This is a genomic window from Bdellovibrio sp. HCB-162 (assembly GCF_047344985.1).
GTDB lineage: Bacteria > Bdellovibrionota > Bdellovibrionia > Bdellovibrionales > Bdellovibrionaceae > Bdellovibrio.
Window position 1 is genome coordinate 1765251 of sequence record NZ_CP178861.1, and the last position, 23367, is coordinate 1788617.

The following is a 23367-nucleotide window of genomic DNA, read 5'->3' on the forward strand; positions in this document are numbered from 1 at the left end:
CTTCGCTGGACCTTTCGCATGAGAAAATAATTAAGTCCCTCGATCAAAGCGTTGTGTTTCAACAGCAAGAAATTTCAGGCGTTCCTATTGAAAACGCCTTCGTAAAAAAGCTGCGCAACAAAGCTGGAGAAAATGTTTTGATAAGAGCCCTTGTGTCTTTTAATCAAAAAAAAATGGAACATCTAAAAGTTGCGGATTTTCTAAAAAACCGAGATCGTTTGAGGCGGGATCTACAATCGGCTTTTCCTGTTTTTCGTCGTTATAAACCCGAGATCGTCGAAGTCATTGTCGTGGCTCGCGGAACTTTCTACGAACCCTTGTGGCGCGTTGTCTACGCAGATTCTCAGGGTGTCTCTTGGGAAGTTCGTTTGAATAACCATCTTCAGGTGCAGGGGGTAAAGCGGGTCGGATCGCAATTTCACGATACGGTGGCCTCTGTTTTTCCCCAAGGACCGAAAAGATCCCACATCCAGGATGTCACATTCAAAAATTTAAGTGCAGAGCCCGCTTTGGCAAATGCGCGCCTTTGGGTTGGCTCCCAAGCTGCACTAAAAGTATCCAGCACGAAAGAGCCTTTAAAATTTAATCCGACCGATGCGCGTTTTGACCAAGTTCAAGTATTTTATTATTTAGATGAATCCTTAAGCTGGTTTGAATCTCAGTTGGGCTTTAAGATTCCTTTTCAGCTACAAACCGAAGTGCATGTCGGTGCTCCGGAAAAAACAAATTCGGCTTTTTATTATCAGGGAAAAATTCGTCTGGGCGAAGGGGATGGAGAAACCTATTCGCACATTTCTCAGGATCCATCAATTGTCATTCATGAGAGTGTTCATGCGCTTGTCGATTCTATTGCTCATCTTCCTTTTGAAGGAGAGGGTGGATCGATTAACGAAGGATTTGCGGATTTTCTGACCGCGATGCAATTAGGACATCCAAATATGGGAGAGGTGGCTTATTTGAAAGGACCTTTTCGCCGATCCGTTGTGAATGATGTAAAGATATCGGATAAAAATGGCGGACTTTACCACGATTCAGGAATTGTAAGCGGTGTTTTGTGGGATCTGAAGGAGCGTTTGGGGTTCCAAAAAGCTTTGAGGATATCAATGCTGACGCTCAATCAGCTGGTGCCTAATAGTGACCTTAACGATTTTTTCTCCTGCCTTAATGAGTCCCTTGTGATGGAAGTAAAAAAACAAGAAGAGCTGGATGCCGCTAAACAAATTCTTTTCAAAAGGGGATTCATGGCCGAGTAAAATATTTTGTTTTGAGCAAAATACTTTTAAAAGCCGAGAACCTTTTGAGAGCTTCTTACCAGCTCCTCTTGAAACTCTGGATCTGCGATCGCAATAAGCGCTTCCACGCGTTCTTTTAGCGTCTTGCCATACAAGTGGGCGATGCCATGCTCGGTGACCACATAGTGAACGTGGGCACGGGTGGTGGTGACGCCAGCTCCTTCTTTAAGAAAGGGTACAATTTTGCTTTGCCCTTTAGAAGTTTTGGAAGGTAAGGCGATGATCGGTTTTCCACCGGGAGACAAGGCCGCTCCTCGCATGAAATCCATTTGCCCACCGATGCCCGAGTAGATGCGTGCGCCAATGGAATCCGCGCACACTTGTCCAGTAAGATCCACTTCGATGGCGCTATTGATGGCGACAACCTTGGGGTTCTGTCGGATGATATGGGAGTCGTTAGTATAGGCCGCATCCATCATCACAACCATGGGATTGTTATCGATAAAGTCATAAACTTTTCTAGATCCTAAAACAAAACTTGAAACGATCTTCCCACCCATACGTGCCTTAAAGCGGTTTGAAATCGCTCCGGTCTTGTAAAGATCAACAAGACCGTCTGAAAACATTTCTGTGTGGACGCCTAGATCTTTATGTCCTGTTAACGCCCGTAAGGTAGCATCAGGAATAGCGCCAATTCCCATCTGCAAAGTGGCTCCATCCTCAATAAGGCTTGCGACATTGCGTCCAACACGAATTTCAATGTCACTGGTTTCTGTCTGAGGCGCGATATAAAGCTCTTCGTTGACCTCAACGGCATAGTGAATTTTGCTGAACTCTATTTGCGCGTCACCAAAAGATCTTGGAACTTTGGGGTTCACTTGCGCAATAACAACTTTGGCAGTTCGAACGGCTGAAATTGAAATATCCACGGAAGGGCCGAGGCTGCACATACCGTGATTATCCGGAGGCGAGACTTGCACTAAAGCAACATCCAAAGGAACAGCGCCACTGTAAAATAAATGAGGAATTTCGCTTAAAAACATCGGCACAAAAATGGAGTTTAAGTTTTTACGTGTGTGACGAAGATTTCCGCCATTGAAAAAACTGTGGACGTCGAAGCTCTCTTCGAGTTCCGGAGCTGCATAGGAACAATCTCCCTCGGTGTGAATAGAATAAATTTTTACACCTTGTACTTCAGGCGCGCGGGCAGTTAAAGCCTTCACTAAGCGCTGTGGGGTTGCCGCGGCCGTTTGAATAAAAACACTGTGTCTGGATTTAACAACTTTCAGAGCTTCTTCTGCTGATACAAACTGAGTCATGAGGATCTCCCTGTCGCAGTCTACTTTCTTTCATTTTAGCAAACAACATCTCAATATCTCCGCCTCCCGGGTGGAGAAAAATAATTTCATTGAATTTTAAATAGGGAAATTTAAGCTTAAGCGCAGCGGAGGAAATTACATGAGATTTTCGATTGGCATCCTGATTTTGGGAGTTGTCTGTTCATTGGCAAAGGCTGAAGTTAAACCTTATATGGACCAAATGCTTCAGCAAATTTACGTTCTTAAGCCTTATATCGTTTCAGATGCCGAATACCGCGATCCTAAAAATTTTCAAACAGTTGATGAGGCGCTAAAAAAGATGGGCGACCTCAGCGAGAAAATTTCTCATGAAAATAAAATACGCCAGTCGGGATTTGCCGTTTCCGGAAAAGTTTTAAATCAGCAGCTGCGTGAGACTGAATTGGTGTATCGCACGGGAAACAAAGATTATTCGCTTTGGATGCTGCGTTCGACTTTAAGTGTTTGTATGTCCTGTCATACACAGCTTCCCTCTGCTTCCACGAAATTTGATTTCTCCCAAAAAGATCACTATCTGACTAAACCGTTTGATGAAGCGGAGTTTTTATTTATTGTTAGAAACTTCGATAAAGCCATTCCATTGTATGATCAGGTGCTTAATGGTTTTCCAAAGAATGGAACAGCGACGGACAATTTGGAAAAGGCTCTTGCCAGAAAAGTGTATTACTTCGTTCGGGTCAAAAGGGATTTTAAGGGACTTAGTGACTCATTAAATGAGAACGAAAAGAATAAAAATCTTCCACCCTTTATTGTAAAGAAAATTGCGGGTCTAAAAAAAGCCAGCAGCACTCTTGCAAAAGAATCTTTTCCTTCCTTTGCAGAAGACCAGCAGGACGAAGTGCGCAACTATGCAGAAAAGAACTTAAAAAAGGAACTGCAAGGGGAGTTTGAGATCACACCAGAAAGAGAGCTTTCTTATCTGCGAACGGCGTCTGTTCTTTATAAATATCTAGAGCAATACCCGGACACTTCATTAAAGCCAGAGATTTTGTATTGGCTCTCTTTCTGTGAAAGACGTTTGGACAAGAAAGCTTTTTATTCGCTCCCAGAGCTTTACCTAAAACAATGCGTTTTAGAATATACAAAGTCCCGTATTGCTCCGTCCTGTTTGAAGGAGTACCAAGACTTAGTCACTTTAGCTTACACAGGAACTTCAGGGGTTCATCTTCCTAAGGATGTGGAGCGTGAATTAAAAAGCATGCAAGAGATGGTTGCGAAAATTCACAACCACTCTAAATAAAGCTGACTACCTTGCTTCCAGCTCTTTATACAAAGCGAGGGTTTTTGTAAGAGTCTGATCCCAGGAGTGTTGTCCCAAGGTCCACTGTCGGGCCTTGGCTCCTTGTTGAGGAACCTGATCAGGGTTTTGAATATAAAAGCGTAAAGCTTCGCTGAGACTTTTAGCGTTACGTGGTTCTGTTAAGAATCCGCGTTCGTTTTTTCCTACTTGTTCTGTTGTTCCCCCGGCATCTGTGCCAATGACAGGTTTTTCCATCAACATGGAATCAAGCACACTTAACGAATAAGTTTCATTGTAAGACGCTAGAATGAAAACATCTAAAATATCGATGTAAGGAATAAAGTTCTTTTGAAACGGTACGCGGTGCAAGTGACCTTTTAAACGAGGCTCAGAGGCTTTTTGGCTTATCCACTCGGACAATTCCAGCGATTGAGATTCGTAAGTCAATTGACCTTCAGAATTTTTCCCTAAGATTGTTGGATCGCCAACAATCACCATGTGAATCTTTTTAATTTCTTCATCGCTGAGATAGTCTAAAGCCTCAACGAGTTCACGGACGCCTTTACCTGCATCAATACGGCAAAGAGTTCCAAAAACCAAATCGTCTTTCTTAAAGCCCATCTTTGCGCGCAGGTCTTCACGTTGGGAAGGGTTCGTTTGATAGTCCTCTGTTTTACGTCCATAGCGCATCAAACGCAGTTTCTCAGGAGCAATAGGGAAGTTCTTGCGAGCTTCGCTAAGCACCCATTCGGAAGAACTGCACAAGGCATCCACTTTCGAAAAAAGCCAGCGATGAATCAGATCTCTTTTTGGAAGAGCATTCATGTACAGGTTGTAGATATGCTTTGGCGAGGAAGTATTCCAACGCGATAAAGCGCAACACCACATATCGATACGCGTATGAGAGTGCAGGTGAGTGATCTTGTTTGCGCGGCTGATTTTGCGAATCAAGGAAGCCGCTTTGAGTTTTGAAATTTTCTTTTCTGGAAATGTGATCAACTCGACATTGGAATGACGAAGTTCTTCAGCGACGCGTGAGTGAGCGGAGCAAAACACGCGTTGATTCACGCCGGCTTTTGCCAGGTTTTGAATCAACTCCACAGTGTAAAGCTCAAGCCCGCCCCAGGAAAGGGACTGGATGCAGTGAAGAACTCTTACTTCGCCCATAGTTTTTTATAATGCTCAATCGTACGAAGAAGTCCTTCTTGTTCAAACTTCACTTTCGGAGCCCAACCCAGTTCCTTTTCGGATTTGCTAAAGTTGATCGCATAGCGGAAGTCGTGGCCTTTGCGGTCTTGGACGAAGCTCAAAAGACTTTCTGGCTTTCCAAGATGTTTCAAAATCAATTTCGCGACATCAAGGTTTTGTCTCTCAGAGTCGCCACCGAGGTTGTAAACTTCGCCAGCCTTGCCGTTGGTGAAAGCTTTCCAAACACCTTCATTGTGATCGTCAACGTAAATCCAATCGCGGATGTTCATGCCTGTGCCATAAATAGGCAGTGGTTCGTTTGCCATCGCACGCTTAATCATCAATGGGATGAATTTTTCTTCCACTTGATAAGGGCCGTAGTTGTTCGAGCAGCGAGTGATTACTACAGGGAGCTTGTAAGTTTCAAAGAACGCACGACACATCAGATCCGCGCTGGCTTTTGAAGCGCTGTAAGGACTGTTGGGTGCGATCGGAGTGTCTTCAGTAAAGGCAGGGTCATTCATTTGCAAAGTGCCGTACACTTCGTCGGTACTGACTTGCAGATATTTGAATGATTTGTTCTTTTCAAACAAAGAAAGACTTTCTTTAAGAAGATTCAAAGTTCCAAGAACATTTGTCTCAACAAAGATGTTCGGACTTTCAATAGAGCGATCCACGTGCGATTCTGCCGCGAAATTCAAAACCCCAGAGAAGTTATATTTTTTGAAAAGCTCATGCATCTTATGAGCGTCGCGAATGTCTTCTTGATAAAATTTCAAATGAGAATGGACATCAAGCTCCGGTTGGATGTTTCCCAAACGTCCGGCATAAGTTAAAGCATCTACAATCACGAAATCGTATTTTGCTTTCACGTCTTCGCGGCAAGCAATCGTCTTAACGAAATTAGTTCCAATAAATCCGGCACAACCGGTAAGTAAAACAGTCTGCTTCATAGTTCCTCAGAAATAATTTTTTCAAGATAAGAGCGGTAAGAGCACTTCGGAAGTTCGTTCGTGATTTTTTGTAACTGCGCCAAAGTGATAAACTTCATGCGGTAAGCGACCTCCTCAAGGCAAGCGACTTTCAAGCCCTGGCGTTCTTCAATGGCGCCGATGAACGCGGCTGCATCAAGCAAAGATCTTGGAGTTCCCGTATCGAGCCAAGCGAGTCCTCGATACATCATCTCAACGCCGAGTTTTCCTTCGTTGTGATAAGATAAAATCAAATCTACGATTTCAGTTTCACCACGAGGAGAAGGTTTTAAAGACTTCGCGCGTTTCGCCACGGTCTTATCAAACAAGTAAAGACCTGGAACCGCGAAATTCGATTTTGGATTTTGTGGCTTTTCTTCGATTGATTTCACTTTTTTAGAGTTCTTATCAAACTCCACAACGCCATAAGCGCGAGGATCCGCAACGTAGTAGGCAAAGACACGGCCATGCAGATCATCTTGCATAGCTTCTTGTGATTTGATCGCCGCGCGGAAGAAATCCAAGTCGCCGTAAAACAAATTATCGCCCAAGATCAAGCAGACGTTGTCGTTGCCAATAAAGTCTTCACCCAAAACGAAAGCCTCAGGAAGACCGTTTGGTTTCTCTTGGATTTTATAAGAAAGCTTAATGCCGAACTGAGAACCATCGCCCAAAAGTTTTTGAAACAAAGGTTGATCGTCGGGAGTCGTGATTAGCAGAATATCTTTGATTCCACCCAGCATCAGGATGCTCAATGGATAATAAATCATCGGCTTGTCATACACCGATTGAAGTTGTTTCGTCATAACCCGAGTCATCGGGTAGAGGCGAGAGCCGGCTCCTCCGGCAAGGATAATACCCTTCATTGATTACCTCTTAAAGAAAGAATGAATTTTTTCAAGAACCAAAGCCGCGTCTTGGGAGCTTAAATCTGCAAACATCGGAAGACGCAAAAGACGATTGGCATGATCGTCCGTGACCTTCAGTGAACCGGAAACGCGACCGTACTTCACACCTGCGGGAGCTGAGTGCAAAGGCACGTAGTGAGTTGTCGATTGAATGCCAGCTTCTTTGAGATAACTCCAAAGAGCCGCACGAACTTCTGCGGAATTTAAAAGAAAGTAATAAATATGCGCATTGGCTTTGCAATCAGCAGGCACAGTCATGCGTTGCAAGTGACCTTGTTTTTCAAGATCAGCAAGGCCCGCATGATATTGATTCCAAATCGCCAAACGTTTTGCCGTGATCGCTTCACCTTCTTCAAGTTGTGAAAGAAGGAAAGCGGCTGATAGTTCAGAAAGCAAATAAGATGAACCTTTGTCCTGCCATGTGTACTTATCGACTTGGCCGTTCAAAAATTGCTGGCGATTCGTTCCTTTATCGCGAACGATCTCAGCACGCGCGACCAAGCGAGCGTCATTGATTGTTAAACAACCACCTTCGCCGCAAACGATGTTCTTTGTTTCATGAAAACTAAAGGCCGCCATATGACCTAGAGTTCCTAAAGCGCGACCTTTGTAAGAAGCAAAGATCCCTTGAGCTGCATCTTCCACAACCCAGATGTTGTGTTTGTTGGCGAGGGTCATGATGGCATCCATATCACAACCGACACCGGCATAGTGCACAGGCATGATGACTTTCGTGCGGGGAGTGATAGCTTTTTCAATCTCCGCAGGATCAATGTTCATCGTTAAAGGATCGATATCGACAAAAACAGGAACGGCACCATAAAGAGCCACCACGTTCGCTGTTGAAGTGAATGTGAACGAAGGAAGAATCACTTCGTCGCCTGGTCCGATATCCGCAAGCACCATCGCCATTTCAAGAGCCGACGTGCAGGAAGGAGTGATCACAGTCATTTTTGTAGGAAGATTTTTATTAAACCACTCCGAACATTTTTTATTAAAAGAACCTTCGCCGCTAAGTTTTTTGTTGGCGATGGCCTGAGAAATATATTTCTCTTCATTCGAGCTTTTTGGCGGAATATTAAATGGAATTTTCATGCCCCCTCATAGTAGTACAAGGACTACGAGGGAGCAATGGATTAAAAGCCGTCTGTCGTACCGACTTTACGAGGGCTTTCGTCATCATCAAAAGGAATCACAGCCGCAGCGCCCTGTGGTTTTTTCGTCACGGGAGCTGCCTTTTTAGCGAGCTTCGCTGGTGTTTGTTTGGCAGTGATTGGCACTACTTTAGGAGGCGTTATAGCAGGGGACTCGCGTTTCGGAGTTGAAGCTTGTTCTGCTCCTAAAATAACCTCATTCAGGCCTTGAACCATCTTCTTCATCTGTAAAGCTTGAGCATTGATTTCCTCAGCCGAAGCGGCCACTTCTTCTGAAGACGCTGCATTGGCTTGAGAGCCTTGATCCAATTGATTCATGGCTTTGCTGATTTGCTGAATACCTGTTGTTTGCTCAGAACTTGCCGCGGAAATTTCGTTGTTCAAATCCGCCACTTTTTTTACAGAGTTCACGATATTAGAAAGAACTTCCCCCGAACGATCGGCAATAGAAGACCCTTTTTCGACTTTTTCAACACTGTCTTTGATAAGACCGTTGATGTCTTTTGCGGCTACTGCGGAGCGTTGCGCAAGGGCGCGAACCGCTTCGGCGACAACCGCAAAACCCTTTCCATGTTCGCCAGCACGAGCGGCCTCGACGGAAGCGTTCAAAGCCAATAAATTTGTTTGAAAGGCGATATCGTCAATCACGCTGATAATTTCTTCGATCTTTTTAGAAGACGTCGAAATATCGTGCATCGATTCAATCAGATGTTGAATTTCATTTTGACCTTGTTCAGCCGCATCTTTTGAAGATTGAGAAAGAGCCGCCGCTTGCTTAGCGTTGTCAGAATTCATTTTTACCATGGAAGACATTTCTTCTAATGATGCCACGGTTTCTTCAAGGGAAGCCGCAGCTTCTGTTGAAGAGTGAGAAAGAGTTTGCCCCGCGGCGGTCAGTTGCGTGATCGCTTCAGCAACTTGATTTCCGGATTTAGTGAGACCTGAAGCAATGCCGCTTACGGTGTTTGAAACGCGATAAGCAATCCACATCAAAATACCGAAAAGCAACGTCGCACAGAAACCAGAAATCAGAAGAAGAAGCTGAGTTTGGAAAGTGCGAACCTCTTGCTGAGTTCGGTTTGCTTCAACGGATCTTGCGTTGTACAGTTTCATATTCGCAGCAATCGCATTTTGTGTGTCGATCGCGAGCACATGCCATTCTCCGCCATTCATCGCTTTATGAACTTTGGCATCCTCTTCTGGCGTATTTTTTTCTAAAGAGGCGATCATGGCCTCTGTTAAAGCATAGAATTGTGGTTTGATCTCTTTGGCCCTCGCATAGTTTTTCTGTTCTTCGTCATCGAGTGATGTTGATTCATAAAACTCTTGGCCTTTTTTAAATTCATTAAAGGCATCTTTAGCTTTATTGACAAAGTTAGTGCGAGACTTAATGTCTTCTTTATTAGCAAGCGCCGCCCAGATAAAATATCCCACGCGAGCTCTTTGCATTCCGATTTGTCCAAGACCGTCCATGTTAGGTATCACATCAGTGTAGGCGGTTGTGAGCATATCACCTAACGTGTTCATTGATTTTAAAGAAACGGTCGTCAGCGTTGTAAAAGCGATGATCGGCAAAATCGCTGAGAACAGTAATTTGCCTCTCAGACCTTTAAACCAGCTACCAAAAGAATTCATGAATCGACTCCTCCAACACCGTATATGCAAGATTAGGGGTGTTCTTACTTGTCGACTTTTTTATTACGGCCCTTTAATAAAAAACTCTTGTCATCGCGTTTAAAGGTGCGGTGCTTCATTACAAATATTAATCGTTTGAGTTTGTCCGCATCCTATTGATACGATTTTTCTTAAGTCTAGACTCAAGGAGGGGTGGTCATGACAAAAACGACAGTAAGTCGTGTTTTTGCCGGCGTCGCATTGGTAGCGACTTTGGGCTTCACACACAAGACAGCAATCGAAAATCAGACGCTTTGCGCGGGTTTCTTGCCTGAGAATAATTTGAAAATTCCAGTGGGACTTTTCACTGCGGGCGGAATCACTGAAAGACAATTCAACGACGTTTTGGATCGTATCGAGAAAATTTACAAAGATGATGTTCAAAGAGCTGGGGATACTTTGAAGATCAACCGTTTGTGGAATGATCCAACTGTGAACGCTTCTGCGCAAAGATCAGGCAATACTCAGGTTTTGAATATGTACGGCGGATTGGCTCGTCACCAAGCAACAACCATCGAAGGTTTTGCCTTGGTTGCTTGTCATGAGTTCGGTCACCACAACGGTGGCGCTCCGAAAATCAGCGGTTGGATGGGTTCATGGGCGACAAACGAAGGTGGTGCGGACTATTACGCGACTTTGAAATGCCTTCGCCGTTTCTTTGCTGAAGACGACAACGCGGCGATCTTGAAAGATCTTGATTTGGATCCGGTAGCGAGCTCAGCTTGTGAAGCGCAATTTCCAAATGAGCAAGATCGTCTTCTTTGCTTGAGAAGTTCTTTGGCGGGTCAATCTGTTGCAAATCTTTTCCAAGCATTGCGTAAAGAGGCGACAGCTCCTAACTTTGGAACTCCAGACAAACGCGAAGTGTCTCGCATGAATGACCAACATCCAGAGACGCAATGTCGTTTGGATACTTACTTTGCGGGTATGCTCTGCGTAGCTAAAGAAAGCGAAACTTTGAGCAATACAGATTACAAACAAGGAAGTTGCTACGCGCCACGTGATGCGGCGGGTGCTCGTCCTCGTTGCTGGTTCTACCCAGGTAGAAACTAATAAATCTAAATTTAGATTTAATGAAGCCGGAGTTCTAAAGACTCCGGTTTTTTTTATGTCTGGAATCGTGTGATCTCACAAACGACGTTTACTCTTTTCTTTGAGCTGTTATGCTTGGGGAATGTCTAAGAAAAAGATTCTTCCTATTGTTGTGATAGTTGTTCTTTTGATTCTGGCCTACGCTGTAAAAGCGATTCTTTTTAAAAATAAATTTTCTTATGCCGGAACGGTGGAAGTCACAAAAGTAGATATTCCTGCGCGTGTGCCTTCGGTGATCAGTTCTTTTCCAGTCAAAGAAGGGCAGGTCGTTGATAAGGGGCAAATGCTTGTGCAACTTGCTTGCGAGGATATCAAGATCGCATACGAACTTGCCAAGAGCAGTTACGATCGTTCCTACCGTCTGTACCGCGGTGGCAGTATCGCGAAAGAGGCCTTCGATCAGGTGAAAACAAAAAAAGAAGACACCGAGCTTCGTCGCAATTGGTGTGATATCACGTCGCCTTTAAAAGGCACAGTCCTGACAACTTATTTTGAACCCGGGGAGATGGTGGCTCCAGGAGCGAAGTTGTTAACCGTGGGCGATTTGGAAGAAGTGTATGCGTATTTCTATCTGCCTCACGATGAAATATCAAAACTCAAACTTCAGCAAAAAGTGAAAGCGGTGGTTCCGGAACTGGATAAAAAAGAATTCTCCGGCGTTGTCTCTTACATCAATCCCGAAGCCGAGTTCACACCCAAGAACGTGCAAACCCGCGATGAACGAACGCGTTTGGTTTATGCCGTAAAAATTTATTTCGAAAATCCTGAAGGTGTCTTGAAGCCCGGCATGACTTTGGAGTGGCCGGCGGAGGAATAGATGTCTGAGATCTCATTGAGCGTTCAGGATCTCTCAAAAAAATTAAGACGCACGCAAGCGCTCAAAGGTCTCACCATGCAGTTTGCTCCCCATCAGATTCACGGGATCATTGGGCCTGAGGGGGCCGGTAAGACGACTTTTTTAAGACATCTGATGGGACTTTTGAAAGCGGATTCCGGGACCATTGTATTTCAAGAAGACGGCAAAGATATTCCTTTTCAAAATATTCGCGAGTCCGTGGCCTATATGCCGCAAACACAAAGTCTTTATCCGGAACTCAGTATTCACGAGCATTTGGAATTTTTTAGAACTCTTTATCAGGTTCCTTCAGATGTTTACATCGAGCGCAGAAAAAAACTTCTGCAAATGGCTCGGCTTGAAGAATTCACGGACCGTCTGGCCTCACAGCTTTCAGGTGGGATGTATAAGAAACTAGGACTTATTTGTTCTTTGTTGTCGTCACCGAAGGTTTTGCTACTTGATGAACCCACCAATGGCGTTGATCCTTTAAGTCGTAGGGATTTCTGGGAGCTTCTTTACGATCTTCGCGATCAAGAAGAGATTTTAATTTTAGTGACGACGTCCTACATGGATGAAGCATTGAAATGTCAGCAAGTGCATTTGCTGTTCGACGGGCAGACCTTGCTGGAAGGGCCTCCTCAGGAGATTTTAAAAGAACAGAAATGCAAAACATTTGATGACGTGTTTTTGCAATACGATTCTTCCTTGGAGTCCACATGAAAGTCGTGGATGTTAAAGAATTATCAGTGAAGTTTGGCGACTACTATGCTGTGAACAATATTTCCTTCAGCGTAGAAAAAGGCGAGATTTTTGGATTTTTAGGAGCCAATGGAGCGGGGAAGACCACGACCATCCGGGTGCTGTGCGGGCTCTTATTGCCGTCACATGGAACGGCCCGAATTTGCGATATTGACGTTTTGTCGGACGCCTTCGCCGTGAAACAAAAAGTCGGTTATATGTCGCAAAAGTTCACTTTGTATGACGATTTAACCGTGAAAGAAAACCTGGCATTCACAGCCTCTTTAAGAAAAATCGACGATAAGAAATTCAAAGAACAAAAAGAAAAATTATTACAATTCATTCGCTTTAAAGAATCCGAAGATGTTTTAGTGCGCGATATTCCCGGTGGAGTCAAACAACAAGTCAGTCTTGTGGCTTCGGTTCTGCATGATCCTGAATTGGTTTTTCTTGATGAACCGACCGCAGGTGTGAGCCCTGCTTATCGAAAAAGATTTTGGGATTTGATTCAGGAACTTGCCGATGAAGGGAAAACCGTTTTTGTTACGACTCACTATATGGATGAAGCCGAACATTGTGAGCGCATTGCGCTTCTTCGTTCTGGTGAGTTGATTGCGTTGGATTCTCCACTCAACTTAAAGAAAAACAGTTTTCCGGATAAAGATCCTGAAGATGTGACCTTGGAAGATGTTTTTATATATCAGGTGGAGGGGAAAGAATGAGATTTCGCTCCATCGTGGCTATAGCTAAAAAAGAAGTCTTTCATATCGTGAGAGATCCATTCACGGTGGCCTTAGCATTGGGAATGCCCGTTGTTATGGTGCTTTTTTTTGGTTTTGCTATCGAATTTAATATGGAGCGCATCGGGCTTGCGGTTTTTGATGGAAATAAAACGCAAAACTCTTGGGATTTACAGAAGGCTTTTACAAGTTCAGGATATTTTCACTCCAATGCTGTGATGAGTCCTGCCTTAGCCATTCAAGCTTTGGATGAAGGAAGGTCGCACGCGGCCTTAGTGATTCCTCCGACCTACAATCAGGATATCAAACCTTTTTCGCAAAGTTCCGTGCAGATTTTAATTGATGGTTCTGATAACTCCTCTGCGGCGTCGATTGTCGGATATCTCGGAGGCATTCAGAAAAAACTGATTGAAAAAGAATTCGGAAGTTTTCGTGAGCCTGTTCAGGTGCACACGCGTTTTCTTTTTAATCCGGAGCTGAACAGTCGATGGTTCGTCGTGCCTGGGTTGGCTGCCGCCATCATCGCGATTCTTTCTATTCTGCTCACCGCGCTGACGGTCGCGCGTGAATGGGAAAATGGGTCGATGGAGTTGCTTCTGTCGACTCCGGTTCGTCCTGTTGAAATCATTCTTGGAAAACTTTTGCCTTATTCTGTGATGGGCATCATCGCGGTGTTTTTTGTTTTTATCATGTCGCAGTTGGTTTTCTCGGTTCCCTTTCGCGGAAATTTCTTAGTTTATCTTGTGGCTTGTTTGATTTTTCTTAGTACTTATTTGGCGCAAGGTCTTTTGATTTCCGTCGTTACCAGAAAACAGCAACTCAGTATGCAGTTTGCCATGCTCTCGGGGCTTCTGCCGACAATTCTTCTTTCAGGATTTATTTTTCCTGTCGAACACATGCCGAGCTTTTTTTATTATTTCACGATGCTCTTGCCAGCGCGCTGGTTTATCAAAATCAGTCGCGAGCTCTTTTTACAAGGAGCGAGTTTTTTAGATATTCTGCCGTCATTTTTGGCTCTCTGTGCTTTGTTTGTTTTAATGATCTTCCTTGCTACCAAGAAATTTAAAAAGGATGTCGAGCCATGATAAAAACGCTGCTAGGTTTTATCAGAAAAGAATTTCGTCAGACTTTGCGCGATCCACGAATGCGGTTGTTGCTCTTTATCGCACCTTGCGTGCAATTGACGATCTTTGGGGTGGCTTTATCAACGGAAGCCAAAAACATTCGCCTCAGCGTCTTTGGCGCACCCACAGATGTATCTTTGCAAGAGCTTCATCGCAAAGCTCTGGCCTCTGGGTGGTTTATTCCCGCTAAGGTGACATCCAACGATCCCTATGAGCAGGTGAAGTCAGGGGAAGCTGATGCAGTCTTGGTGGCGCCATCAGAAGGATTGGATAAAAGCTTAGGGCGCGGTGAAGGAAGAGTGCAGCTTTTAGTTAATGCGACGAACGTAACGCGCGGGCAGAGTGTTGAGCGATATTTTTTAAGCATCGTGCGCTCACTGTATCCACAAAATCCTCCGGTGCAATTTGACGTGCGTGTTCTTTATAACCCTGCTTTACGAACGGCTTTGTTCCTAGTGCCTGGTGTGATGAGTTTGCTTGTTTGTTTAATCACGATTCTTTTAACCAGCATGTCAATCACGAAGGAAAAAGAACTTGGCACTTTTGAAACTTTGATAGCGGCTCCAGTGAAGCCTGAGGAAGTGATTCTAGGTAAGACCATTCCGTTCGTTCTGTTAGGTATGAGTAATATTCCCTTGATTGTCGGCGTGGCAATGGCTCTTTTTGGAATGCCTCTGCGAGGAAGTCTGCTGGTTCTTCTTTTGTCGTCCTTTGTTTTTGTCTGTTGTACGGTGGGAATTGGTTTATTTATTTCCACGATCGCCAAGAATCAGCAGCAATCAATGATGGGAGGATTTTTGTATCTCTTCCCGTCGGTTTTACTTTCGGGACTGGTCTTTCCTATTGAGAACATGCCTTGGGCCATGCGGATTTTTTCTTACATCAATCCGTTAACGTATTTTATAGAGCTTCTGCGCAACATAATGCTTAAAGGTGGTGATGCTCGGTTGATCATCTTTAATTTGCTTATTCTTGCTGCCATGGCAACGATCGCCATCACAGCCAGTTGGCAAAGATTTAAAACGACGTTGTCTTAATCATGGTCGGGCTCGCCACAGGGATCGCCCTCATCGTCGATGGGTGGCGGAGGCGGCAGAGGATTTGATTTGCGAGAGACTCTTCGCAGTTCGATTTCAAAAACATCCAGAGTTTTGGAAAGGCTGGAGCGACGGTGCATAGAAAAATGAAAAAGATCCGGGCCCGTTTTTCTTAATATAAAAATCTCGCCGGAATTTCTTGTCGTATTGGTGTACGACGCAAATGTGTCGGCGCTTTCACTGTATCTGCCATTAGGAATATCGCGCATGTTTTTCGGAAGTCCAAAGGCGCGCACAAACTGCGAGTTTTTATTCTCTGAAAAATAAATCACGGTTGCGTAAGAACTCGGGTGAACAGTGAGCTGAGTGTATTCGCAAAGATCACGATCTTCGCGGGAGGGGGAGTCGCTCTCGTTATTGCAAGAAAGAATCTTATAAGTTCCCTCCATGTTTTCAAATGTAGAAGCGAAAGCAAAGGACGCAAGAAAACCAAAAACGCAGACGGCAATGCCGACTTTTAAAACCATGACTTCTCCTTGTAATGGAAAGTCGTTTTAGCTCATAAGACCACAGAGTCATGTTTCTTTACGTTAAGATAGATGGAGATTCTGTTAGGAAGAATTCGTGAAGCGGGGCTGCAGGAGATGACTTCTATTTAGACTGCAGGGTCGGCGTAGGGGGATTTGAAGAGCCTTTTAGGTTTTGTTGACCCCAAATGTAGCCTACAAAATAAGCAAGACAGCCTATTAAAGCGAAAATCATCCATTTTTTGATGCGACTGTACAGTAAAGCCTTCATTTTTTTGATTTTTACCCGTTGACAATATCCTGTGGCAACTGTAATTTTGGTTTCTCTTCGAGCGCGGGAGTAGCTCAGTTGATAGAGCGATGCCTTGCCAAGGCATAGGTCGCGGGTTTGAGCCCCGTCTCCCGCTCCAAATTTTTCCTCGAAGACCGAATTAAAAACCGCCTCGTGGGCGGTTTTTGCGTTTTAAGGCATCTTCGTTTTAACTTCCTTTACGAAACACCCAAATTTCAATCATCGGTTTTCCGAGATGGCGTGTCCATTTGGAGTTGATATTCGCGAATTCTTCCGTGCCGTAGATGGTCTCATTTTTCACGGTTTCAAGGCTGGCTTGAGCGGCGGTTCTTTGAAAGTCCTCGTCGGTGTGAGGATGGCTTTTTAGATGGATCTCTTGATGATCTCCATTTTTAAAATGAGCGGCTACGCCTTGCGCCGTTCTTTCGGGGTGAATTTCAGAAAGGTACAGCTCGCCACCGGGTTTTAAAAACTTCGCTGCTCTTTTAAAGAAAGATGAAAGATCTTGGATGTGTTCAATTACGAGACTTGCGACGATAGCGTCGAATTGATTTTCGTGAAATCCGTCGTAAGTCATAAAGTCAGCATGAACAAGTAGAGCTCTTTCAGGCGGAATTTTCTCGCGGGCGACTTGCAACATTCCTTCGGAAATATCAATTCCCACCACGCGATTGTTTTGCGCGACGAGTTTTTGCGTGTGTCTTCCGGTGCCGCAGCCGATCTCTAAAATATCTTTCCCCGTAAGAGTTTGCCAGAAGCGGGGAAAGGAGAGCTCATCAATGGCCACCGTCGGGTTCGGATAGCTATCGTAAAAAGAAGACCACTGATTGTAACCGGATTGATTGTCTGAGAATTGTTTGTCTTGCGACATTTATGACTCCTAAAAAGCTTCGTTAACCATAGAACGAAAAGGAGCATAAATTTTTTGAATTTTGCACCAGCAAAAAACGCAGCGCCACTGCAAGGTCTATTCTACGAACCTTGCAGGACTTTTTCAAGTGGCAGAGTATGTTTTTTAAAATGAAAGGTCGCCAAATTCCGTATAGAGGCTGGATTCAATATCGACAGGCCAGGATGTCTCTCCCAGAGTCACTTCCAAAGTTTGAGAAGCTTGCAAAGGTTCCGTGTTAGATAAATCCTTAAAGTTAAATACAGCGACACCCTTTGCGTCGGTCTTCACCTTTAGAATCTGATCAAAATCAGGAGCCGCTGTAATGGCGTGAGCTAGAAATTGCTCTTTGGAATTTCCAAATAATATGTAAGTACCTTGAGAAGGTTTTACGTCAGTGCCAGAAAACTTTCTGAAATAAAGAACTTTGATTTCAACAGTCACATTATCAGCAATTAAAACACCACCTCTTTCAAAATGACCTTTGTAAATCTGCGCCTTAAACGGAACGGGATGGCTTGTTAATTCCGGTAGGCTAAATGCCTCAGGAACTAGCGTGTAGACCGTTTCATTCGAGTTTCTAAGGCTCGCATGGTAAGCGTTGAGTCCCTCAGCGCTGAGAGTCGCCTGTAAAAGGACCTGATAGTCGTGAGGTGCATGAAACATGGGGAGATGAGAAAGATAAACTTGTGATTTCCCAAAGAGCAGCATTCCATGTATGGAGGCTGGATCATGGTGCATAAGTCTAGCGGCAAATCCAGATGTGCTAATTAGAATGCTTGTGAGAGTCGTAAAGACAAGTTTCATAAGAGCCTCCCGGTCTGCAGAAGGTCTTACGATAAAATCGGCATACGCGTAAAATTAAAGGATTTGATATGCCGATCAATTTTACTAATGGGAAGCTTCTGTTAATTCAAAGAAGCTGGTAGAAAGAGCAAAGAGAGCGTCTTTGGTGTCCACGGATTGAAGCTCTTGCATAATTTCCAACCGGAACTCGCGGATTTTTTTAGAAATCTCACGGGCTTTTTGTAAGTTGGTTGGAACCATGGTGCATCCCATATCCCAACGTTTTTTATTTCCCATGTCCATGGCTTCGTTTGCTTTTTGTTGCATCTGCATGAAGTAATTGCGGGCTGCTTCTGAGGATCCGCCATAAGACGAAGAGTATTTATTGTTATTGTTCGGCACCCATTTGTCGCCGACTTTAGAAATAAGCTTCACCGTTTCAAGACGCTCTAAAGCTTTTTCAACGATTTCAATAGAAAGACCTAAGCGGTTTCCGATGTTATCAGGGGTCCCTTCAAAACCATCCAAACCTAAAACTTCAGCGATCGCCGTGTGGTACCAATCAGAGATAACGGCAAATTCCTCTTCGCCGAATTTTTCAAAAGCTTCTTCGCGCGCTTGAACTCTTTTTAAGGCCATATCACGAAGAACCGCACTGCGCGCATGTTCAGAAAGAGCAAGATCAACAAAGAACTCTCGCTCAGAAGGCGCCAGATTTAATTTCACTGCGAGATTCATAGCGCGAGACTCGGAAAGTCCCACTTTTCCGTTGATGATTTCGCTCAAGCGAGAGCAGGGAACTTCCAAATCACGGGCATAGGCTCTGAGTGAGTAAGAAGGATTTTTTCTTTGTCTGCGCTCAAGTTCTTTTAAAATGTAATCGCGATAGTGATGTTTTGCCATGGGGCGGGTTGTAGGGGAGTTTTTGTCTGGAGTCACCACTCTAGTTAAGGCCCCCAGGCATTTTGTTCCGGTTCGTTCCAGCAACTTCCATAAACAAAAGCCGTCGTAATATTAGCGACTTACCTGATTTAAAGAAAAGAAATCGGAAAAACTCGAGTAATTTTAGGATCTTGGGTTTGTCGCTGTATTTCGCAGCGTAAGTTTAAATCCAAGGTTCATGACAGCTGTGACATCATCGTCAGTCACCGTCTGTGCAAATTGTTCAAACAAGTTTAGAAACGATCTCGCGAAGAGATTCTTTTTCTTTTGCAGAAAGCGGGGAGAGGAATTCGTCTTCGATTTCCTGACGAATGCGCGCAAGTTTCTGAAGATCCTTCAATCCTTTTTCCGTTAACTCTACAAGTTTGATACGGCGATCATTTTTATCAGGAACGCGGCGAACATATTTTTGTTTCTCAAGGCCATCAATAAATTTCACCATCGACGCTTTGTCGATATGCATGTCTTGTCCCAAAGAGATTTGACTTGCGGGACCATTAATCTGAAGAAGCTTCATGATTCCAAGCTGTGGAGAGACAATTTTATATTTGTCGAGTTCCTTCGCAAGCATGCTTTTATGTTTGAGTGCGGCTTTTGAGAGACAGTATCCAAAGTACACCTTTAGAGCAGGGTGCACTCCGGGTGTTTCCCAGGGTGAGCTTGCACACATCTGATCGTCTTGCTTGCGTTTCAAAATAATCCTCCTGTTTAATGAAAAGGAAGTGAGAGTTAATTGATAGTAACACAAATAGTTTGCATCGCAAACGGTTTTCGGTTAAAACATTTCAAGATTAGGTGGCGTATGAATCCCATTATGAAGTGTAGCAAGCTGTTCGTTAGTAGCTTCGTCGCTCTCGCCTCCATTCAAGCTCAGGCCGAAGTCTTGAGACTGAATGAGGCACTGCAAGAGGCCCTCAATAATTCTCCTAAAGTTCAAAGATCCGAATCCCAATACAGAGAAACCAGTTGGAAAAAGACAGAGTCCTACTCTGGATTCTTACCGACGTTGTCTGCAAATGCGACGTATCTCTTTGATAAGAAATATGCGTTGGTGGACGTGAATCTGGGCGGAGCTCCGCTGTCGATTCCGCAAGTGGTGCCGACGACAAATCTTTATTTGACAGCGCAGTGGTCGATCTTTGATGGCTTCTCCAGCACAAATAGATATTTGAGTTCCAGCGCGTTTGAAGACTCCGCAAAAAGCGATTACGATTGGACTCGTTTCACGGTAGAGCGTGAAGTCACAGTTCTTTTTTATAAGGCTGTGGCCGCAAAAGAACTTAAAGCCGTTGCTGAACAAAACGTGCGTGCCTTGGAAGATCATCTTAAAGACGTTCGTCTTTTTAAAAAGGTCGGCTCTTCGACAAACTATGATGTGCTTCGCGTAGAAGTGCAAATGAGTGAAGCTCAATCAGAGCTTCTCAATGCGACAGACAATGTCGAAGTCGCTCGCGCACGTCTTAGCGAATCCTTGGGGCAAGACACAGATGCGGCTGAAGTGGATGGCGCACTTCCTCGTCTTAAAGCGGATCTCGTTGCGAACCTCAAAGAATTTAAAATGGAAGAACGCAAGGATCTGGAATCTTTGCGCCAAAAGGCGGAAGGCTTCCGTCATCAGGAAGACTCTGCTGAAAAATATTGGGTTCCTCGCATTGCTTTGATCGGTCAGTATCAATACTACAACAATCGCAATGATCGTTTTGATGATTACGATAACTTCAGAGATGCCTATCAATACGGTGTGAGTCTGACTTGGAATCTCTTTGACGGGATGACTTCGATCTCGCGCTCAAAACAAAGTATCGAGCAAAAGTATCAAGCTGAGAAGACCTTACGTCAGGCCGAACTTAAGGCTAAACGCGACTTTGATTTCTGGAAAAGAAAATACGTTTATTATATCTCTGTTTATGAAGCACGCTTGAACGACATCGTGAAAGCTGAAGAGAGTGTGCGTCTGTCGCGAGAAGGTCAAAAGGTGGGAGCAAGAACAAACACAGACGTTCTTGACGCCGAAGCGGAACTTTATCGTGCCAAAGCGGGTGCCGTGAATGCTCAAATCGGGGCCATTGAAGCCATCGTGAATCTTGAGCTCAGCACTGGTCAAAAATTAGTTCAGTTTAATTAAGGATTGGGAAAATGAATAAAAAGAAAAAGATATTGTCAGGTGTGGGAGTTCTTGCAGCTCTTATTGGGATTTATTTCCTTTATGAACATCTTATGTATGTGACAACAGACAATGCGCAAGTTGAAGCGCACTCTGTGATGGTCGCAGCGAAGGTGGGTGGATACGTAAAGGCCGTGCATATCGCTGAAGGTATGAAAGTGAAAAAAGGGGACTTGATGGTCGAGATCGATGATCGTGATTATCAAAACACTCTTCGTCAAATGAAGGGTGAGTTGTCTTCTTTGGAAGCGCGTAAGCGTGATGCCGAGAAAAATTTAAAACGTATTGCGGAGTTGTTCTCTAAAGGCGTTGTTTCTCAACAGCAATACGACACGACGACAACAACTGCGGCTGAAGTGAAAGCTAAGTTTGAAGCGTTGTCGGCACAAGTGGCGCAGGCTGAATTGAACTATGAAAATACCCATATCAAAGCACCTTCCGATGGTTTTATCGCTAAGAAAGCGGTCGAAGTAGGACAGCTTGCGGCTCCAGGTGTTCCTTTAATCGGTTTTGTTGATGCCGGTGAACGTTGGGTGACAGCGAACTTTAAGGAAACGGAAATCGAAGGCATTCAGCCTGGTAAGAAAGTTAACATCGACGTCGATGCGATTTCTGGAAAAAGTTTTGAAGGTATTGTTGAGTCTATCAGCTCTGCAACAGGTGCGACATTCACCTTGCTTCCTCCGGACAATGCCACTGGAAACTTCACGAAGGTCGTTCAGCGCGTTCCTGTAAAAATCAAATTTGCCAACGTTTCTGAAGAAGAAATCGAAGCCTTGAAGGCGGGACTTTCCGCGTTTGTGAAAGTTCACAAACACTAAGGATTTTATGAAAAAGGAAGGTGTTCTCATAGTCGTCGTGGCGGTGATGGCTTCTCTTTTAGAGATCATCGACGCCTCGATCGTGAACGTGGCTTTGCCATCCATGATGGGAAATCTAGGGGCGACCTTAGAGGACATCAGTATGGTGATCACAGGATACGCCATCGCCAATGCCATTGTCCTTCCCGTTTCAGCATGGCTGGGTGAGCGCATTGGGCGTAGAACGTATTATCTCGGTTGTATCTTGTTATTTACAGCGACATCGGTGGCTTGCGGACTGGCTCCAAATCTTGCGACTCTCACGGTCTTTCGTATTTTGCAAGGTCTTGCCGGAGGAGCTCTTCTTCCAACGTCACAAACATTGATCTATGAACAATTCCCAAAAGAGAAAGCCGGTATCGCCGGTGCGATCTTCGGGATGAGCGTGATGATCGGTCCAACGCTGGGACCGACTTTGGGTGGTTATCTCACAGATACTTTCGGTTGGAGATCGATCTTTAACATCAACTTGCCATTAGGTTTACTAGCGTTCTTCGTTGGCGCGATGGTGATCTTTGATCGCGAGAAAGATCCGGCTCACAAGGAAGAAAAACACGAGTTGGATATTTGGGGTTTGACGTTCCTGGTTCTGGGAATTGGTTGTCTTCAATATGTTCTTGAACGTGGTGAATCTGAAGACTGGTTTGCCTCAAAATTAATTTTGTTCAATACGGTTGTTGCCACGGTCAGTTTGCCGCTTTTTGTTTGGTGGGAAACGAAAGTGAAAAATCCAATCATCGACGTGCGCTTGTTCTTAAAACCTATTGTGAGCAATGGCGTTCTGTTAATGGGTATGGTGGGATTTTTCCTATATGGAGTGGTCTTTATTCTACCGATCTATGTTGCGCGAACTTTGCATTTCGACGCCACTCAAACAGGGATGCTCTTTATTCCGGGATCGTTGCTCACAGTGGCCGTAATGCCTTGGGTGGGACAACGAATGTACAAAGGGACCAATCCGAAGTGGTTGATCTTTGTGGGGCTTCTGTCTTTAGAAGTGTGTTTGTATTTAATGACACTTCTTTCTCCTCTGTCTTCAAAAGGTGAAATCTTAAGAATGCTCTTCGTGCGTGGATTTGGAATGGCGTTCTTGTTTGTTCCAATCAATTCATCGATCTTGAGTCAGTTTAAAGGCATTGAGATGGGACAAGTTTCTGGTTTGTTAAATCTCGCTCGTCAAATCGGAGGCAGTATTGGTATTGCCTTGATTGGCACGATGTTGAATAAAAACAGTCATCAGAATTATCTGGATCTCTCGACGAAAGTGTCGCTCTTAAACTCCAATGCGCAGAGTGCTTATTACTCATCAGCGAATGGTTTGACGCAAAAAATGAGCGATGGTCTAGGCATGGCAAGCGGCAATGAGGCAGCACTAAAAAGTCTTTATGGACGAATTCAAAATCAAGTTTTCATGCTGAGTTTTAAACAGCTTATGTTCTTGATGATGATTATTTTTGCGATCTCATTCATTCCGCTCTATTTGTTGCGCTTCAAAGAAAAAACCAACAAGGTTGTTGACGCTCACTAATTCTTAAAAGCTCTAGCAGTGTCCGTCGGCACTGTTAGAGCAAAAGCTTCGAAGTTAAAACTTTATCTCAAAGTCACTAGAGCGG

The 23367-nt window shown here is 44.3% G+C and carries 22 protein-coding genes and 1 tRNA gene; 12 read left to right on the top strand and 11 right to left on the bottom strand.

From position 1 onward, the window contains the following. Window positions 1-368 precede the first annotated feature (368 nt). Window positions 369-1253, top strand: coding sequence for a hypothetical protein (locus ACLSSO_RS08695; protein ID WP_295904395.1), 885 nt, complete (start codon window positions 369-371; stop codon window positions 1251-1253). Window positions 1254-1279: 26 nt separating this feature from the next. Here the strand turns inward: ACLSSO_RS08695 and ACLSSO_RS08700 are convergent, their stop codons facing one another. Beyond that, window positions 1280-2551, bottom strand: coding sequence for an acetyl-CoA hydrolase/transferase family protein (locus ACLSSO_RS08700; protein WP_295904396.1), 1272 nt, complete (start codon window positions 2549-2551; stop codon window positions 1280-1282). Window positions 2552-2690: 139 nt separating this feature from the next. Here ACLSSO_RS08700 and ACLSSO_RS08705 point away from each other — a divergent pair, with 139 nt between their 5' ends. Beyond that, window positions 2691-3830, top strand: a complete 1140-nt coding sequence (locus tag ACLSSO_RS08705; RefSeq protein ID WP_295904398.1) for a hypothetical protein — start codon at window positions 2691-2693, stop codon at window positions 3828-3830. Window positions 3831-3836: 6 nt separating this feature from the next. Here the strand turns inward: ACLSSO_RS08705 and ACLSSO_RS08710 are convergent, their stop codons facing one another. The 5 genes from ACLSSO_RS08710 to ACLSSO_RS08730 are packed head-to-tail and all read right to left on the bottom strand — an operon-like array spanning window position 3837 to window position 9686. Continuing rightward, window positions 3837-4997: a glycosyltransferase family 4 protein gene (locus ACLSSO_RS08710; protein ID WP_295904399.1), complete on the bottom strand. Its 1161-nt coding sequence runs from the start codon at window positions 4995-4997 to the stop codon at window positions 3837-3839. Then, a complete protein-coding gene (gene rfbB, locus ACLSSO_RS08715) occupies window positions 4985-5971 on the bottom strand; it encodes a dTDP-glucose 4,6-dehydratase (protein ID WP_295904402.1) in 987 nt (328 codons plus the stop codon). Before rfbB ends, ACLSSO_RS08710 begins: the two co-directional genes overlap by 13 nt. Beyond that, on the bottom strand, window positions 5968-6855 hold the full coding sequence (gene rfbA, locus ACLSSO_RS08720) for a glucose-1-phosphate thymidylyltransferase RfbA (protein ID WP_413944703.1): 888 nt from the start codon (window positions 6853-6855) through the stop codon (window positions 5968-5970). The genes rfbB and rfbA overlap by 4 nt, the downstream gene beginning before the upstream one ends. Before the next feature lie 3 nt (window positions 6856-6858). Then, complete coding sequence (gene rffA / locus ACLSSO_RS08725; protein ID WP_295904501.1) at window positions 6859-7992, bottom strand: dTDP-4-amino-4,6-dideoxygalactose transaminase; 1134 nt, start codon at window positions 7990-7992, stop codon at window positions 6859-6861. A gap of 41 nt (window positions 7993-8033) precedes the next feature. Next, window positions 8034-9686 (bottom strand): methyl-accepting chemotaxis protein, encoded by a 1653-nt coding sequence (locus tag ACLSSO_RS08730; protein WP_413944704.1) that lies wholly within the window; start codon window positions 9684-9686, stop codon window positions 8034-8036. 198 nt (window positions 9687-9884) lie between these two features. On the opposite strand from ACLSSO_RS08730, the gene ACLSSO_RS08735 reads away from it, so the two are divergent. From ACLSSO_RS08735 to ACLSSO_RS08760, 6 genes are all read left to right on the top strand, one after another. Then, window positions 9885-10778, top strand: coding sequence for a hypothetical protein (locus ACLSSO_RS08735; protein ID WP_295904499.1), 894 nt, complete (start codon window positions 9885-9887; stop codon window positions 10776-10778). A gap of 121 nt (window positions 10779-10899) precedes the next feature. Further along, window positions 10900-11634, top strand: coding sequence for an efflux RND transporter periplasmic adaptor subunit (locus tag ACLSSO_RS08740; protein WP_295904497.1), 735 nt, complete (start codon window positions 10900-10902; stop codon window positions 11632-11634). After that, complete coding sequence (locus tag ACLSSO_RS08745; RefSeq protein ID WP_295904495.1) at window positions 11635-12375, top strand: ABC transporter ATP-binding protein; 741 nt, start codon at window positions 11635-11637, stop codon at window positions 12373-12375. Beyond that, complete coding sequence (locus ACLSSO_RS08750; protein WP_295904492.1) at window positions 12372-13115, top strand: ABC transporter ATP-binding protein; 744 nt, start codon at window positions 12372-12374, stop codon at window positions 13113-13115. Before ACLSSO_RS08745 ends, ACLSSO_RS08750 begins: the two co-directional genes overlap by 4 nt. Then, window positions 13112-14218: an ABC transporter permease gene (locus tag ACLSSO_RS08755; RefSeq protein WP_295904489.1), complete on the top strand. Its 1107-nt coding sequence runs from the start codon at window positions 13112-13114 to the stop codon at window positions 14216-14218. The genes ACLSSO_RS08750 and ACLSSO_RS08755 overlap by 4 nt, the downstream gene beginning before the upstream one ends. Continuing rightward, a complete protein-coding gene (locus tag ACLSSO_RS08760) occupies window positions 14215-15294 on the top strand; it encodes an ABC transporter permease (RefSeq protein WP_295904485.1) in 1080 nt (359 codons plus the stop codon). The genes ACLSSO_RS08755 and ACLSSO_RS08760 overlap by 4 nt, the downstream gene beginning before the upstream one ends. On the opposite strand, the gene ACLSSO_RS08765 is transcribed toward ACLSSO_RS08760, so the two are convergent. Next, the gene (locus tag ACLSSO_RS08765; protein ID WP_413944705.1) at window positions 15291-15821 is read right to left on the bottom strand and encodes a hypothetical protein; all 531 of its coding nucleotides are present in this window, start codon (window positions 15819-15821) and stop codon (window positions 15291-15293) included. The genes ACLSSO_RS08760 and ACLSSO_RS08765 overlap by 4 nt on opposite strands. A gap of 334 nt (window positions 15822-16155) precedes the next feature. On the opposite strand from ACLSSO_RS08765, the gene ACLSSO_RS08770 reads away from it, so the two are divergent. Beyond that, window positions 16156-16231: transfer RNA gene (locus ACLSSO_RS08770), tRNA-Gly, on the top strand. Window positions 16232-16300: 69 nt separating this feature from the next. Here the strand turns inward: ACLSSO_RS08770 and ACLSSO_RS08775 are convergent. From ACLSSO_RS08775 to ACLSSO_RS08790, 4 genes are all read right to left on the bottom strand, one after another. Then, on the bottom strand, window positions 16301-16984 hold the full coding sequence (locus ACLSSO_RS08775) for a class I SAM-dependent methyltransferase (RefSeq protein WP_295904480.1): 684 nt from the start codon (window positions 16982-16984) through the stop codon (window positions 16301-16303). 144 nt (window positions 16985-17128) lie between these two features. Then, complete coding sequence (locus tag ACLSSO_RS08780; protein ID WP_295904479.1) at window positions 17129-17809, bottom strand: hypothetical protein; 681 nt, start codon at window positions 17807-17809, stop codon at window positions 17129-17131. 84 nt (window positions 17810-17893) lie between these two features. Next, window positions 17894-18727 carry a TIGR02147 family protein gene (locus ACLSSO_RS08785; protein WP_295904477.1) on the bottom strand — a complete coding sequence of 278 codons (834 nt, stop codon included), beginning with the start codon at window positions 18725-18727 and terminating at the stop codon, window positions 17894-17896. Window positions 18728-18953: 226 nt separating this feature from the next. Then, on the bottom strand, window positions 18954-19424 hold the full coding sequence (locus ACLSSO_RS08790) for a MarR family winged helix-turn-helix transcriptional regulator (RefSeq protein WP_413944706.1): 471 nt from the start codon (window positions 19422-19424) through the stop codon (window positions 18954-18956). Between the two features lie 120 nt (window positions 19425-19544). On the opposite strand from ACLSSO_RS08790, the gene ACLSSO_RS08795 reads away from it, so the two are divergent. The 3 genes from ACLSSO_RS08795 to ACLSSO_RS08805 are packed head-to-tail and all read left to right on the top strand — an operon-like array spanning window position 19545 to window position 23282. Continuing rightward, the gene (locus ACLSSO_RS08795) at window positions 19545-20855 is read left to right on the top strand and encodes a TolC family protein (RefSeq protein ID WP_413944707.1); all 1311 of its coding nucleotides are present in this window, start codon (window positions 19545-19547) and stop codon (window positions 20853-20855) included. Window positions 20856-20866: 11 nt separating this feature from the next. Then, a complete protein-coding gene (locus tag ACLSSO_RS08800; RefSeq protein ID WP_295905728.1) occupies window positions 20867-21715 on the top strand; it encodes an HlyD family secretion protein in 849 nt (282 codons plus the stop codon). 7 nt (window positions 21716-21722) lie between these two features. After that, window positions 21723-23282: a DHA2 family efflux MFS transporter permease subunit gene (locus ACLSSO_RS08805; protein WP_295905727.1), complete on the top strand. Its 1560-nt coding sequence runs from the start codon at window positions 21723-21725 to the stop codon at window positions 23280-23282. Window positions 23283-23367 lie beyond the last annotated feature (85 nt).